At 37.0% G+C, this 15,407-nt stretch carries 13 protein-coding genes; 12 read left to right on the forward strand and 1 reads right to left on the reverse strand.

The features are described from left to right. Positions 1–13: 13 nt before the first annotated feature. The 9 genes from AC6IWN_RS01410 to AC6IWN_RS01450 all read left to right on the forward strand — a co-directional run bounded on the left by AC6IWN_RS01410 (position 14) and on the right by AC6IWN_RS01450 (position 9,996). Entirely contained in the window at positions 14–1,645 is a 1,632-nt protein-coding gene (locus AC6IWN_RS01410) for an amidohydrolase (protein WP_497990336.1), read from the forward strand. Between the two features lie 123 nt (positions 1,646–1,768). Next, on the forward strand, positions 1,769–2,860 hold the full coding sequence (locus tag AC6IWN_RS01415; protein ID WP_497990338.1) for a polyamine ABC transporter substrate-binding protein: 1,092 nt from the start codon (positions 1,769–1,771) through the stop codon (positions 2,858–2,860). A gap of 280 nt (positions 2,861–3,140) precedes the next feature. Next, positions 3,141–3,884, forward strand: coding sequence for a LytR/AlgR family response regulator transcription factor (locus AC6IWN_RS01420; protein ID WP_497990340.1), 744 nt, complete (start codon positions 3,141–3,143; stop codon positions 3,882–3,884). 10 nt (positions 3,885–3,894) lie between these two features. Continuing rightward, entirely contained in the window at positions 3,895–5,208 is a 1,314-nt protein-coding gene (locus tag AC6IWN_RS01425) for a sensor histidine kinase (RefSeq protein ID WP_497990342.1), read from the forward strand. Between the two features lie 156 nt (positions 5,209–5,364). Next, a complete protein-coding gene (locus AC6IWN_RS01430) occupies positions 5,365–5,517 on the forward strand; it encodes a cyclic lactone autoinducer peptide (protein ID WP_497990344.1) in 153 nt (50 codons plus the stop codon). A 9-nt stretch (positions 5,518–5,526) separates the two neighbouring features. Then, a complete protein-coding gene (locus tag AC6IWN_RS01435; protein WP_497990346.1) occupies positions 5,527–6,105 on the forward strand; it encodes an accessory gene regulator ArgB-like protein in 579 nt (192 codons plus the stop codon). A 386-nt stretch (positions 6,106–6,491) separates the two neighbouring features. Further along, the gene (locus tag AC6IWN_RS01440; RefSeq protein WP_497990348.1) at positions 6,492–7,283 is read left to right on the forward strand and encodes a hypothetical protein; all 792 of its coding nucleotides are present in this window, start codon (positions 6,492–6,494) and stop codon (positions 7,281–7,283) included. Positions 7,284–7,415: 132 nt separating this feature from the next. Beyond that, positions 7,416–7,721 (forward strand): hypothetical protein, encoded by a 306-nt coding sequence (locus AC6IWN_RS01445; protein WP_497990350.1) that lies wholly within the window; start codon positions 7,416–7,418, stop codon positions 7,719–7,721. Positions 7,722–7,962: 241 nt separating this feature from the next. Continuing rightward, entirely contained in the window at positions 7,963–9,996 is a 2,034-nt protein-coding gene (locus AC6IWN_RS01450; protein WP_497990352.1) for a leucine-rich repeat domain-containing protein, read from the forward strand. A 219-nt stretch (positions 9,997–10,215) separates the two neighbouring features. On the opposite strand, the gene AC6IWN_RS01455 is transcribed toward AC6IWN_RS01450, so the two are convergent. Continuing rightward, on the reverse strand, positions 10,216–12,270 hold the full coding sequence (locus tag AC6IWN_RS01455; RefSeq protein WP_497990354.1) for an alkaline phosphatase family protein: 2,055 nt from the start codon (positions 12,268–12,270) through the stop codon (positions 10,216–10,218). 283 nt (positions 12,271–12,553) lie between these two features. On the opposite strand from AC6IWN_RS01455, the gene AC6IWN_RS01460 reads away from it, so the two are divergent. The 3 genes from AC6IWN_RS01460 to AC6IWN_RS01470 are packed head-to-tail and all read left to right on the forward strand — an operon-like array spanning position 12,554 to position 15,354. Continuing rightward, positions 12,554–13,462, forward strand: coding sequence for a LysR family transcriptional regulator (locus AC6IWN_RS01460; RefSeq protein ID WP_497990356.1), 909 nt, complete (start codon positions 12,554–12,556; stop codon positions 13,460–13,462). Between the two features lie 59 nt (positions 13,463–13,521). Beyond that, positions 13,522–14,469 (forward strand): DMT family transporter, encoded by a 948-nt coding sequence (locus AC6IWN_RS01465; protein WP_497990358.1) that lies wholly within the window; start codon positions 13,522–13,524, stop codon positions 14,467–14,469. Between the two features lie 60 nt (positions 14,470–14,529). Further along, entirely contained in the window at positions 14,530–15,354 is an 825-nt protein-coding gene (locus AC6IWN_RS01470; protein WP_497990360.1) for an ABC transporter permease, read from the forward strand. The last annotated feature ends 53 nt before the right edge of the window (positions 15,355–15,407 follow it).

Consider the following 15,407-nt stretch of genomic DNA (forward strand, 5'->3'; position numbering starts at 1 on the left):
AGGTGTGTATTATATGAAAGCAGATTTGATAGTTAAGGGTAAGATCTACAACGGAATTAACACAAAGCATTTTCCGGAAATGTTTGCTGTAAAAGACGGGATGATCATCTATGTCGGAGATTCAGAGCAGATGAGTATCTGGCAGGATGAACATACGAAGGTCTACGACCTGAAGCACGAGCTAATTATACCGGGAATGTTTGAGGGTCATGCGCATGTATGCTCCGGCATTGATCTTTATCACGGAGTAAATCTGTTTGGACTGGACACACCGAAAAGCTGTATCAATGCAGTACGGAATTATATTAAGGAACATCCGGATCAGGAATACATCATTGGCAGAGGATTTCAAAATGGTGTATTTGGCCATATGGGTCCTACTGCCGAGTTACTGGATTCAGTCAGTAATAATAAATGTATTATTCTGGATTCAGAGGATTGTCATTCTTCATGGGTAAATAAGAAGGTAATGAAGCTAACAGGAATTGATTCTTCCACAGAGATTAAAAATGGTGTAATCGTGTGTTACAAAGAGAATGGAAGACCAACGGGGTGGTTAAAGGAAAAAGCGATGGATATTGCAAAAGAGATATTGCCCCGCTATGGAGTTGAGGAATACAAAGAAGCCATACTTAGGTATCAGGATATGGCTTTTTCGTTCGGTGTGGTGAGCTGTTATGAACCTATCATGAATGATAAAAAGGATACTGATATTAGAATTAAGGCCTATCATGAACTAGATCTGGAACATAAGCTGATATGCCAGATACGAGCAGGAATTACGATGGATCCCGGTGATGATATTGATCAAAGTCTATATAAGGTGCAATATTACAGACAAAACTACTCCGGATCGCATTTTATGCTTATGGGAATAAAAGTGTTTATTGATGGTGTGATTGAGGGACATACGGCATATTTAAGGGAACCATATTATGATACGCCGGATGATCGCGGCTATAATATGTGGGAACAGGAGAAGTTGAATACTTTATTCGTAAAAGCTGCTCTTTATAATATTCCGATTCATGTTCATGCAATCGGTGATGCGGCAATCGATTCTGCCTTAGTTGGGTTTGAAGAAGCATATCGTGTATGTGGAAGAACAGACATCCGAAATTGTATCACTCATCTTCAAATACTTAGTGAGGATCAGTTTAAGCGTTTTAAGGATTTGGGCATCATTGCAGTGACTAACCCATATTGGCATTATAAGAATCCGTTTTATTTTAACAGCTTAGAGACTCCGTATTTGGGTAAGGAGAGAGCGGAGAAGGAGTACCCGATGAAATCCTTTTTTGATCATGGAATAGTGGTGACTCAGGCAAGCGATTGGCCGGTAACCTATCACTGCGATCCGTTGGCCGCGCTGGAGACAGCGGTTACACGTAAAGAAGCAGGTTTTGCAGATATGGAACCTCTGAATGAGAACGAAGCGGTAACCGTGGAACAGATGATGCAGGCAATTACGTCAAATGGAGCCTATCAAATGGAGTTGGAAAGGGTAGCCGGGAGCATCGAAGTAGGGAAAAAGGCAGACTTTGTAATACTAGATCAGGATCTATTCACGATTTCAAGTGATCAACTGTCGAATACACAAGTAATCAGGTGCTTTATTGACGGGAAAGAAGTTTATCACAAATAGTATAATGCAGCTAAGATAATTCGTATTTCGAACTTACGGAGGCTGAAATTATAGAATCACTAAATTATTTGTTTAATCGACTCAGACCTAATCCATGAGTTCGATGAGAGAGGAGCGGTAGAGATGAAAAGAAAAGCAGTTCATGTCAGTGTAGTATTATTAACCTTGCTTGTCCTAGGTACAGCCCTATCCGGGTGTGCAAAGAAAGAAGAGAAGACAAAGGATGGGTATGCAAAGACTATTTATCTGTATAACTGGACAGAGTACATGTCTAAAGATGTTTTGAAGAAATTCAAAAAAGAATACGGCATAACGGTTGTTGAAACAACTTATGAATCCAATGATGAGATGTTAGCAAAACTGGTTGCCGGGAAAAAGGGTACATACGATATTGCCGTACCTACCAACTATTTTATAAAGGTTATGGAAGGCAATGATTTATTAGAGCCATATGATAAAGATGCAATTACCAATCTTAAAAATATTAATCCCTCCTATCTGAACCCCAAATATGATCCCGGGAATAAATACACCATTCCTTATATGGGAACCGTAACACTTACCGTTGGAAATAAGAAAATGCTTGGTGATTTAGGGGTTACTGTTAACAGTGTGAATGATTTTATGAATCCAAAATTAAAGAATGAAATAGTTATAATGGATGACAACGAGACAATTACTTCACTTGGCCTGGAAGGGCTGGGTTTTGATCCGTTAACAACAGACAAGAATCAGATAGCCAAAACCAAGGATTATATGGTAAAGATGAATCCGAATATTAAAGCATTCCCTTCCACCGTGGATGGCAGAACCATGTTAGCAAGGGGCGAGGTTGCAGTCGGGCATATGTATGGTGGTGATGCAGCTCAAGCTATGGAACAAAATCCGGATCTTGAAATTGTTGCGAAGGAGTCTCCGATTTCCTTAAGTGTGGATAATTTTGTACTGCTTAAGGGAAGTAAACATAAGAAGGAAGCGCAGCTGTTTGTCAACTTCTTGCTTCGGCCTGACATATCAGCAGAGTTAACGCAAGCATTCCCATACCTGTGCTTAAACGATGCAGCGAAGACAAAACTGGATCAGAAAATACTAGATAACCCTGCCTGCTTTTTGCCGAAAGATCTTATGGATAATATATTCTTTATCGAGGAGCAAAAACCGGATATTCTCTCCCAAAAGGTAGACATTGTAACCGAGGTTAAGGCAGCTAGATAGACGAGAAATATATAATATGATAGATGCTATAGTGATTTTAGGGTAAGAGCAATATCCGGAAATCATATAGCATCTTTTTTATTATTTAATAATCATTGTATCAATGTATTCGAATAGGAATATGCAAAGCAAAGATATAAAATTATTATAGAAAATCACTATTTCGGACAAGGATTACTGTTCTATTACAGCGTATTATGATATAATTCGATAGGAATACTTAATTTCTTCCCCAATAGATTATTTGGTTCATATTAAATGTAGAGGAGTGAGGCAATAAATGTATCATATAGCACTTTGTGATGATGATAAAAACTTTATCAATTATATGAAAAAGATCATGTTGGCAGATGGATTATCGGAGGAAGTAGTAACATTTTATGAGTATCATTCTGGAGAAGAGCTGATCCGTAATCTGGATTATAGTATTGACTATGATTTATTGATTTTGGATATGCAGATGGATCAGCTTGATGGGAATGAAACCGCTAGATTGTTTCGTGAGAAATACGCACATACAACCTTGGTCTTTTGTTCCGGGAAAGTAAAACCAACCGTAGAATCATTTGAAGTGACACCTTTTCGCTATTTGTTGAAACAATATGGCGATAACCGTATGCTCTGTGAAATGAAACCAATACTGGAACGGATCAGGAGCTTAAAGAAGGAACCGGATATTGTTGGGAGCTACCTATACAATGTAATTCGATTAAAACCAAGCGAAATCTTATATATATCAACTTCAAAGCGTGGATCGGACATCTATATCTGTCCCGATAAGATTACGAAGGGAGCTGAAAAATATACAAGAAGTAAAGAAAAAGTGAAGGATTTATATTCATTATTAAAAGATTACGGCTTTGTATATGCGCATAATAGTTATATAGTTAATTTGAATTATATTAAAAGAAAGACAACAAGTGAACTGGAATTGATTGATGGGACAACTTTGACAATAGCCAGATCAAAAGAAAAAGAGCTAAAGAAAGCATTTGCCATTAATTTAGCATTAAAGTACGAATAGGAGACGAATGATGATCTGGTTAAATCAAATAATTTTACTTTTGTCGTGTGTATTTGAGATTTACATACTCTATGATTTCTTTCATCAGTTTTTTGGTGTTAAGAGACTATGGAGCAATACAATTGCACGTAAAATCCTTATTTTAATTACGATACTTTTATTATATTGTGTGAATTATCTTGATCGACCAACCATTAACTTGATATTTGTACCCGTAATATTTATTATGTTTATATTTACTTGTTTTGAGGGTAGTGTCTGGATACGATTCGGATATTTTATACTGGCATATATCATAATGTTTGCATGTGAATTCTTATTTACGATATTATTAAATATCCCCGCGTATGTTCAAGGGAAAAGTAGTGTAACTAGCCTTGCTTCAATGCCATGGCAGTTTTTTACTCTCAAGCTATTAACATATATTATATTTTTAATTGTAAAGCAAATTCCAAAGAATACGAAGAAGAGGATGAACGCACAGACCTTCTTAATGTATTTGATGGTTCCGGTATCGAGCATAGGCATTATGCTTTCAACCTATTATTCAGGGCTTGATGTTAGTGAGAACTTAACACTGCAAAGTGTTTTGGTAGGTTGCTTTGCATTTCTACTACTTGGTAATATTATCATGTTCTATGTATTTAATCGATATTCCGAGCAAATGGAGCGCGGAATGCAGCAGGAGCTTATCATTACAAAACAAAGCATGGATCTGAAATACTACGACCAGATTGAACATCTGAATGAAAAATATAAAGAATTTATACATAATACAAGTCATCATTTAAAGACAATCGGACAATTAGCTCAGGGTGATAATGGAGGAGAGATTCAAGGGATACTCAATGAGCTGAATATCAAGTTGGAGCAGAATGAAACAATCTTATACTGTGATAATCACACTATGAATGCGATCCTAAGTGAGAAAAAATCCGAAGCGGAGAAAATGGCGATTGATTTTGATGTATATGTTGAACCGGGTGTGAAATTTTCCTCCATCACACCACCTGATATTATCGTGATGCTGGGGAACTTGCTTGATAATGCGATGACTGCCACAAGTCAAAACCAGGAACAGAGAAAGGTAATGACACGTATATTCGTTAATAATGATGGTTTTAATGTAATTAAAATCGTGAATGATTACAACGGAGTAGTAAAGATGGAGCAAGGGAGGTTTCTCACAACCAAAAGGGAGAAAGAGCTACATGGTATTGGACTTGAAAGTGTGAAAAACACAGCGAAGAAGTATGGTGGTTATATAGAATGCATCGCCGGAGATAAACAATTTACGGCTATTTTAGTGATACCAATCAATTAAGATAACGATAGAGTAAGAGGCTGTTGCATATATTTTGCAACAGCCTCTTACTCTTTTTTACAAAATACGCCCATCAGACTGCAAAACACGCCGCCCCTATTGTCGATTTACAATTTAATTAGTAAAATTAAGAAAAAATTAAATGGAGGAGTTCATATGATTAAGAAGAAAAATTTTTTAATGAAACTCGTAGGTTTAGTTAACTGTATTGCACTAGTATTAGTGGCACAGACAGCCAATGCGGCGTGCATCTGGACTTTCCATCAACCGGAATTTCCGGAAGCAGCAAATCGCTTCAAGAAATTTTGAGACTAAAGAATGACTGATAAACTAATTGAATCTTACTTACGAAAACAATCATCAATTGGGCTTATCAAAGAAGAGGATATCGGTGTTTTCCGTTATGGGTATATATTGATGATAGAAGTATTAATTAATTTAACAATTTCAATCGTGATAGGCTTGCTTTTAGGAAAAGTGGTTATCGCGATGGCATTTCTGGTTGCATTTATCCCCTTAAGAAGCTTTGCGGGAGGATATCATGCAAATAAAGCATGGAAATGCATTCTATTATCAAATGCGGTAATTATAGCTGCGATTTACATTACACAGTTCATGGTTTCGCTAGACCATACGGTATTATTCGCTTTGGCTGAGATTGTTTTAGGCCTGGTTATATTACGAATGGCTCCGATACAAAATGTATATAAAAAACTTAGTAATACAGAAGTGAAATTTTATAAAAAAATTGCACTTATTATATACATTATTGAAATTATGCAAGAGATGATAAGTTTTCAATTTGGGTACAAAGATATTGCTTGTATAATACTGATCGCACATTTGGTAGTGGTTTTATCACTAGTTGCGGGTAAATTGCAAAATAGAACAGCGTAACAGAAGCCGCATTGTATGTGCTTATATTAACTTAGTATATTGTCTATTATTGGATTGGGGATAAAAGTATGCTGTAGGTTTTGCGTCAAGCGAATCTACAGCATATTTTTTGGACATTATCTCATGTTTATGCGCTTACGTATGGATATTAGTAACCAAACGCTTGCTCATAATTATTAAAAAATGACGTTCATGCAGTAAAAACTAACGTTCATGTTTTCGTATATTGTCGAAATCTATTGAATTTGCTACCATAAAGTGGTACGGAATGCAGATATCAAGGATTTTATTCTCTGGAATGGAAGGATGGACAATATATGGTGAGGATATTTAACGCTTCTAAGATCATGTTTTTTTTATTGGTGATTATAGGAGTATTGTGTCTTATGTTATTTAGTGTCAGGCTTGAGATATCAGGTATGCGAATTCTTCCGCTTTTTGGATTTAGACCAGATAGTAATATGGAGTGGGTATTTAGCGTACTATTGTTTTTGATTTGGGTAATCATATCTTATTATATTGCGGCTCAGTTAGCGACAATCAGGGCAAGAGATATTCGGTCATTACTGATTGATAAATGTGATTCCCGTTCTTACATCACTCTTTATGAAAAAGTACTGCTTAAGTATAAAAAAGGGAAATATAAGAATACGGTTACGCTTAATTTACTAACTGGATATCTGCATGGCGGAGAATTCGAAAAAGCGAAACAGACCTTACATAGTATAGATTATTTTAATATGAGTTTGGCAGATCAGATTATGTTTGATAGCGTGCTTATGACCTTGTATATTCTTATGAAGGATGCGAACAACGCAAATATAACATTTAAGGAATTAAAGACAAAAATTCAGGATTTGAATTTGCCTACTCAAAAAATGGTGGAGTTTATTAATCTTTTTGAAATTAATCAGCAGAAATCTAATTTGTTGAATGGTAATAACGAGGGAATTGAGGAGTATTTTATTGATAAATTTAATAATGAGAAACGTTTATTATTAAAACTTATTGCAATGTATAACTTGGCTGAATTCTATGTACAGAATAATCAGTTAAAGGAAGCGGTGAATTCATTGGAATATGTATCAAAAAATGGAAATACCACATACTATGCATTCAGTGCAAAAAAGATATTAGATGAAATTAAAAACAACCAAGAGGCTGTTGTAATAAAATGAATATTTAGTAAGAAGGTGATTTGATCAGAATCGCTTAATAGAGTAATAAGTATAGGATAACAAAGAGACAATGACTTTAAAATAATATATATATATTAAACATTAAGCTTGGCGTTAAATAGGAGGAGTAGTATGGTGGATGTTATTATAATCATTTTGCTGGGAGTTTGTTTTGTCTTACAAGTATTTTATTTAATCGTTAAGAAAGATGTTAGTGATTTATATCTGACGAATAAGTTATCGTTAACGGATAAGCACTATGTAGAACATAGAATTACAAACGGACGCTTAAATGTAATTTTGGTAAATTCAGAAAACGGCGAAGAATATGTTGTATCCAAGGTATATGAAAAGGGACTGAATATATATTTTGTTACGGATGATTATTCCTATCGCTATTCTTCTTTACGAAAAAATATACGAGCATGTAAAGCGTGATTTTAAATAGTTAATTGAAGTAGAGCTTTTGCAACATAGTTATTACTCATGTTGCAAAAGTTTTTTTCATTCGGCTACAATATAAATTCATTACAAAGCCTGTTTTCGAGAAGGTTTAATCCCTCAGCTTTTCGAATGCGGGTTTTCTTAAATAAGTACGCCATGGGCCTAATTTACATATTTACAACTTATGATGAATTATGTCATAATAGATATATAATTGTTTGAGGGAGTGGAAAAAGTGAAAAATTTGAAGATGTTACTAAAGCCAATCTTTTTATCATTGGCCATATTTATTATGATGACTGTGGTTCCTAACACAGCATTTGCTGCGACAGGGAATTTTACATATCAGGCAGTTCCGGATGATGCAGAGAGTATTGAAATAAATGGATACTCCGGGAGTGATACTGATTTAATTATACCGATGGTAATCGACAATAAAACGGTTTTAGGTATCAGCGATAATGCGTTTGAAGCGTCAGATACTTTAAAGTCGATTATAATTCCGGAGAGTGTTACATACATAGGAGCTAATGCATTTAGTAATTGTCCCAATCTTGAAAGTATTCGATTTTTAGGAAATGCACCAACTGTTGGTGAAAATGCATTCTTGAATTCTTCGTCAAATCTTAAGATTTATTATAATCCCAAGAAAAGTGGATTTACCAATCCGTGGAATCATATTCCATCCGAAGCATATATATCCTTAACAGGAATCAAGATAGATAAAACCTCAGTAGATCTATCGGCGGGCGATACATTTAAACCGACGGTGACTTTTATCCCATCCAATGCAACGAATAAGAACATAAACTGGACAAGCAGTGTTCCTACAGTAGCTTCGGTGGATGGTGACGGAGTAATTAAAGCACTTAGTATTGGTACAACAACCATTACTGCAACAACCGAGGATGGAGCACTCATCGTATCGGTTACGGTTAATGTAACTGGGTTACCGACACTCCCTACAGGAGAGTATGCGAATGCACAAAGTTATACTGCAATTAATCTCTTCTGGAATGGTGTAGAAAATGCCACTGATTATCAGATATATCGAAGCAATAAGAGCAATGGGAGCTATACGCTGATTGCTACAGTTAAGACCACAGGCTACACAAATAGTGGTTTGAAAAAAGGAACAACTTATTACTATAAGATCAGATCTTATAATAGCAAAACAGGAAAGTATAGTAGTTTTGCTCCGGTTATTACTGCTAAAACGCTGGATGGAACCATAGGATCTAAGCTAGTTACCTATATGTCTGTACTTAAAAACAGAGACAGTGTATATAAGAGGGCAGTTGAGTTACATAACGGCGTGAAAAGTAATACCTGTGCTTATACAGCAAGTGAAGCGTTACGTAGAATTGGTGTGAACATTCCTACCGGGACGGCCAGAACCGAGCGAGTTGAGATGCATCTAAAAGCAAGAGGTTGGACTAGAGAGATGAATCTTAATCTATTACAACCCGGTGACGTTTGCTTTACTACTGATTCGAGTGGTAACAAACTGGGAGGTCACTCAACTCATACCTTTATCTTCATGGGATGGGCGAATAAAGAAAAAACATTAATGAATATATGTGATAATCAAGTTCCTACCTATGGAGCAGTTTATCATACCAGAACAATAAAAAAGAGTAGTAAGACAGATGCAACAGCATTCTTTTACCATACAAAGCTCACTGATGTTAGTAAAATTCTAAAGCTTTCAACTAAGCTTGGGGTAAAATCGATCGCTTATAATAAGATTCAAATTAATTGGGAGAAAGCTACCAGTGCATATGGCTATTATATTTACCGATCGAAATCAAGATACGGAACCTATACCAAAATTGGGTCAAGTAGAAGCACTGGTTTTGTGGATTCCCAAGTAGTTAACGGCAAAACTTATTATTATAAGGTTAGAGCTTATAGTACCGCAGCTCCATCAATGAAAAATGTAAAACCAATAACGATTTATGGTAATTATTCAAGTGTATATTCCGTGAAAGCCTCATTACCAGCACCCAAGGTAGCGTTTTCCTCCACCAAAAAAGGAGCAGTGACACTATCTTGGAAGGGTGTTGGCGGAGCAACAAAATATGAAGTGTATCGAGCAAAATCAAAAAATGGTACATATTCAAAATTAACAACCACATCTAAAACAACGTTTACTAACACCAAGCTTGTTAGTAAAAAAACCTATTATTATAAAGTAAGAGCTTATCGATTGGTAGGCAAAACTAAGATTTATAGTGGTTATTTCTACATAAATGGTAAAGTTAAATAGTTAATTATTGTGTCAAAAGGTATGATGCTAAGACACTATCACCAATATATAAAAATTAACTTAAAAAAATGCGAAACATATTTCCTAAGCAACATGCTCTCGATTGTATGAAGTACGTAGTGGTGCATAAGGCTGCAAACAACGCAACCGAAACACCAACGACTTCATACAGTTGCTTAAGAATATAAGTTTCGCATTTTTTATAGTGGACAGAGTAATTTATAATTCGTCCGATAGTATCTGATAGATTGGTGCACCCTCGCATTGTGATGGGATACGGGTTCCGAGTAGAACGGATATGGTAGGGGTTACATCCACCTGGCGTATTACTCGCTCGGTAGTATGATTTTGTTTAATACCCTGACCTGCAGCAATAAAGATTGGAGATACGGAGGTGTCAAAATACCCCTGTGCTGTGGTAAGTCCGTCACCATGAAGGCGGTTAAATCCTTCTTCGATCGTGAAGAAGATATCGCCGCATTCCGGGCCGTTTGTACCTAGAAGTACGGCATCCTTATTACGTAATGCAATTCCTACAACACGCTTACCTGTAGCAGAATCCCTATAATTATAGAGATCGGATATGATCTCCTCTTCCAAAGAATATTTATCTGAGGGTTCTACAATTCCGTTTTTGTCCCGTCCTTTAAGATTAACGTAGATGTAATTACTTCGAATCTGAATGGCTTTTGTTTTCTCCCAATCAATTTCATCAATTTTATTACCACTCTCATCATTTTTTAGAACAGTATAGCCTAACTCCTCCATTACTCCAGTGTTAACACCTGCATATTCACCGAGGATTGGAGGAACATTTTCACCTACCAATAAGCCATGGTCGGATACGATAAGTATGGTTACTCCTTGATCTAGATAGTGAAGAAAGCGGCCAAGGTAACGGTCTGTTTGCTCATAGAATCGTTCTATAAGAGCCTGGTATACCTTCTCATCTGTATGACTCCAAGGCTCAAGAGTTTTACCAAGGTGCCAGATTTGATGCCCGGCACAGTCTACGTTGTGAAGATGACTGAATATGGTATCATACCCCTCCTGATCAAATAAGTAATTCAAACTGTCTGCCTGCCATTTGCAATAGATCTCCCAGGAAGGTTCAAAAATCTGATCAACTAATTCGGAATCTTCACCGCCGATTAGGCTAACAGGAGGGATGTGACCAACATTTTGAATGACTTTATCATGAAGCGAAACAGGATGCCAAAGCATATTATTTGTCGTATCAAGTGCGTTACTGATCCAGAAGCGAAGTGTAGTACCATCCTCGCTCAGTTCCAAAATTTTATAGGATCGGCAGCAAGGCTTCGATACTCCTTTTTTGGTTGCTTGATCAACGATTCCAGATACCATCGTACCCTTAGGAATAATTCCAAAGGGTTCTATTTCCTCTTTTGTATGATATAGGGATACGCTGTCATATATTCCTTCGATATTCTTAGTAATCAGACCGTAACGGCGTTCCGAGCCCGCTGAAATTAATATCGTGAATTCTAATGCTCCCTCGGGTGCGTTGTTCCAACCCTCCGCTGGTTTTATTGGGGTGTAAATCATGTCATAGGCAACCTTTGCACCGATCATCATTTCGGTATCATCAAGATTTTTCACATATGTTCTGATTTCTCCGCCTTTTCTGGCTTCGTCACCCCACCAGAGCTCCATCATTTCATCTTCTTCGTCTGAGCTTTCTTGCAATATCCCCTGGATATCTGTGATATTACAACCAACGCCTGCAGCTTTCTGTGTATGAGGGATAAACTTCTCCTTACGAAGAGATGTGGATGCGTAGACTACCTTTTCCCAGTCCATTTGTGCAACACCCATGTTAACAGAACCAGGTTGAGTACCATCTACCACATCCAGTAGAGGGCTACCCGAGGTTGGAGGCCACGCGGAACCAGGCCAGTGCCATACAAGTGTTTTAAGTCCAGACTGAGTAGTGGTATTCCATATCTGTTCGGCTTTGCAGTTTCTTGAATCCATATTATAAACAACTGCATCAAGACTATCTGGAGATTGGCGCCAATAACAGGTGATGCCATGGGTACCGGGATATGCACCTGTTGCGAGTGTTGTCCAGCAGGGAGGGGTAATAGTCGGATGAGCTCCAAGCATATTCAAATCCTCTCTGGAGGAACCTCGTTCGAGATATTTTTTTATATTAGGTAGTCTGCCTTCGTTCAACAACCTTTTGGTGATAACCGGATCCATACCGTCAATTCCGAGAACTATTAACTTGTTGGTTCGTGCTGTTCTTTTCATGTTTACCTCCGTTCTTGCGCACGTTTATGCGCAGAGTGAAAGATTTATCTTTCACTCTTATCGTCCTTTCTGGGCGATATCATACAATACATACTTGTTTTATATAATATACTTATGTTTGCGAATTGGATAGAAGAAAATTAGGATATAGGGTATCGAATATTTCGATGGATAATCACTCTTTTTTTACAGAATTCACTTGACTAGTATAGACTGATTATAGTAATATTCATAGTAATCATATATGAAATATAGGATAATTAATAAGTGGTGAGGTGTGCGCATGAAGTTTGAACAATTGTATCATTTCCGTGAGGCTGTAAAATATAATTCCATATCCGTTGCTGCTGAAAAGAATTATATGTCCCAATCCTCGGTTAGTTATTCGATTATAAAATTAGAAAAAGAGCTAGGAGTTGATTTGCTGAAACGAAATAATGCAGGAGTGACACCTACTCAAATCGGAGAATTGATTCTGCAAAAATCGGAAGATATCTTTAAATCAGTAGATGAAATTAATGAGATCGCAAAGGAACAGCGTACAAGCGGCGAAGTTAGTATTACCTGCATTCCATGTATCTGTGATTGGATCATACCGAATACATTACAAAAGCTGAAGGAAAAGACGGCTGATATTTTGCTATCTGTAGCAACAGCAGAGAGTGCCCAGATTGTCCATAATGTATCCTCCGGTATATCGGGTTTTGGAGTACTGATTAATTATGAGGGACTAGAACATAATACAGATTTAAAATATACCTCTTTGTTCACGGATGAATATCTGCTATATGTCGGAAAAAATTCACCCTATTGGGAGAAAGAAAGCTTAACATATCAGGAATTTCTGCAACAACCGTATATTGCATATCGAGATGAATTCAAAAAACACAACGGAGGTCTTTCCAGTATCATAGAGAGCTCCCAACAGCCAAATATCATATTCCGTACCGACGATCTAGATTCCATTAAAAGTATGATTACACAAAATAATTATGTAGCGTTTTTTCCGAAATATATGTCTCAAAACGATATTTATATAAAGAGCGGCAATATAAGAAGAATTCCGGTTTCGGACAGAAAATTAGTATTTGAAGTGGGATATGTGGAAAGTTTGAAATACAGAATTAAGAAGATTGATAAAATTGTATTAGCGGTAATTAAAGAAACCGCAAAGGAAATTCTTATGCTTTAAGAGGTAGATCTATGTGGCATAAAGTTTGAAGCATATGAGGAAGGGCGCGGTTATTGATTATGGTATACGGAATCGGAACAGGTGTTTTTTGGGCGTTAGAGACTGTTGTGTTTGCTCTGGTTCTTTCAAGTGGAGCATTTACGGAGTCAGCGCAGGCAATATTTCTGGCACCTTTTGTCGCCGCTTTTTTGAATGATGCATTTTCTAATCTGTGGCTTTTGGCCTTTCGCCAATCAAATAAGCATTATCGAAAGGGGAAGGTGTGGGATGCATTAAAAAAGAAGAATGGCAGATTACTTATACTCAGCGGGTTGTTTGGTGGTCCATTGGGCATGAGTGCATATCTTTTAGCGATTAAGTATGTAGGGGCCTCTTATGCAGCAGCACTCTCCGCATTGTTTCCGGTAATGGGCTCAATCATTGCATGGGTCTTTTTTAAGGAAAGATTATCAAAATTGCAATTGGGTGGGATCATTCTTTGTACTGTAGGAGTGCTTTGCATGGCTGGCTTATCGAACGGATCAGTAGAGAATGCAATATATCTTTTCTTTGCTTTCGCATGTGCATTGTTCTGGGGATTGGAGGGCGTAATATCTTCCTATGCGATGAAAGATGGGGAGATATCCTATGAGATTGCATTACAGATTAGACATATGACATCTGTAATCAGCTATTCTGTGCTGTTTCTTCCTATACTAAAAGGTTGGGGATTTACTCTGGATATATTGAGGGATCATCGAATTATTGCCTTTTTACTGCTGACGGCTCTGTTAGAAACTATCTCATACCTACTATATTATAAAGCATTTAGTGTAATCGGTGCTCCTAAGGCTATGTCTTTAAATGTTACTTATATTATGTGGTCCGTTTTATTTGGGACAGTACTATTTAAACAATATCCTAGGTTTAATGAGACAATCAGTATTATTATTCTTATGTTCGGGATTATATTAGTCGCTTTATTTGAACGGGGTAGAGAAGATGCGCAGGGATATGAAAAAAATTAATACCCCGTATGAATCGAAAGAGGGTTCCATAAGAATTGGAAATAAGTTAAAGTGAGTTCAATGATATCATACTTTACATACATACAAACTATGAATTGGAGGGGTAAAGCCATTAAGATCAAGAATAAAAACTTTATCATTAGTATTATAACAGGGTTGGTAATCTTTATCTTATGGACGGCATTGACGTGGAAGGGTAGAGTGTCATCCATTATATTTCCTTCGCCGGAGCAAGTGTGGAAGAGTTTCCTAACATTGTTGGATAAAGGATATAAGGGATATACCCTGTGGGAACACATGACTGCCAGCTTGAGAAGATTATTTATTGCATTTTTATTAGCAGTAGTGACGGCAATTCCGTTGGGCTTGTTCAGTGGATATTCAGATAAAATAAGAGCAATCTTTGAGCCGATTATCGCATTTATCAGACCGTTGCCACCTCTTGGCTATTACACAATTATCATATTGTGGATGGGAATTGGGGATGGATCAAAAATTTTACTCCTTTATCTGGGTGCATTTGCACCAATTTATCTTTCCTGTGTAGCAGGTGTTACAAAAGTGAAAGCGGATTATATTAATCGAGCTAGAACCCTGGGTGCGAATAAGATACAGATTTTTTTCTATGTTATCCTTCCTGCTTCCTTGCCGGATATATTCGTCGGACTTAGAAATGCAATGAGTGCAGCCTATGCCACATCAGTGGCTGCAGAGATGGTTGCTGCGGTGTCCGGTATCGGTTGGATGGTATTAGATGCGAGTAAATACTTACGAAGTGACGTGATTTTTATTGGAATTATCATCATGGGTGTTACCGGAATTATATTAGATAAAATACTTTTGCTCTTAGAACGAAAAATTGTGTTCTGGAGAGGCAAGAATTAACGAAGAGAATGATGCAATATCGACAGTAGTTATCGAAGAAAAGGGAGGATCAA

This window comes from Variimorphobacter sp. HTMS_6, assembly GCF_059717775.1.

Bases quoted from the DNA above. Each gene is read 5' to 3' on its own strand.
- AC6IWN_RS01410 (WP_497990336.1), top strand. From the start codon at position 14: ATGAAAGCAGATTTGATAGTTAAGGGTAAGATCTACAACGGAATTAAC.
- AC6IWN_RS01415 (WP_497990338.1), top strand. From the start codon at position 1,769: ATGAAAAGAAAAGCAGTTCATGTCAGTGTAGTATTATTAACCTTGCTT.
- AC6IWN_RS01420 (WP_497990340.1), top strand. From the start codon at position 3,141: ATGTATCATATAGCACTTTGTGATGATGATAAAAACTTTATCAATTAT.
- AC6IWN_RS01425 (WP_497990342.1), top strand. From the start codon at position 3,895: ATGATCTGGTTAAATCAAATAATTTTACTTTTGTCGTGTGTATTTGAG.
- AC6IWN_RS01430 (WP_497990344.1), top strand. From the start codon at position 5,365: ATGATTAAGAAGAAAAATTTTTTAATGAAACTCGTAGGTTTAGTTAAC.
- AC6IWN_RS01435 (WP_497990346.1), top strand. From the start codon at position 5,527: ATGACTGATAAACTAATTGAATCTTACTTACGAAAACAATCATCAATT.
- AC6IWN_RS01440 (WP_497990348.1), top strand. From the start codon at position 6,492: ATGTTATTTAGTGTCAGGCTTGAGATATCAGGTATGCGAATTCTTCCG.
- AC6IWN_RS01445 (WP_497990350.1), top strand. From the start codon at position 7,416: ATGGTGGATGTTATTATAATCATTTTGCTGGGAGTTTGTTTTGTCTTA.
- AC6IWN_RS01455 (WP_497990354.1), bottom strand. From the start codon at position 12,270: ATGAAAAGAACAGCACGAACCAACAAGTTAATAGTTCTCGGAATTGAC.
- AC6IWN_RS01460 (WP_497990356.1), top strand. From the start codon at position 12,554: ATGAAGTTTGAACAATTGTATCATTTCCGTGAGGCTGTAAAATATAAT.
- AC6IWN_RS01465 (WP_497990358.1), top strand. From the start codon at position 13,522: ATGGTATACGGAATCGGAACAGGTGTTTTTTGGGCGTTAGAGACTGTT.
- AC6IWN_RS01470 (WP_497990360.1), top strand. From the start codon at position 14,530: ATGATATCATACTTTACATACATACAAACTATGAATTGGAGGGGTAAA.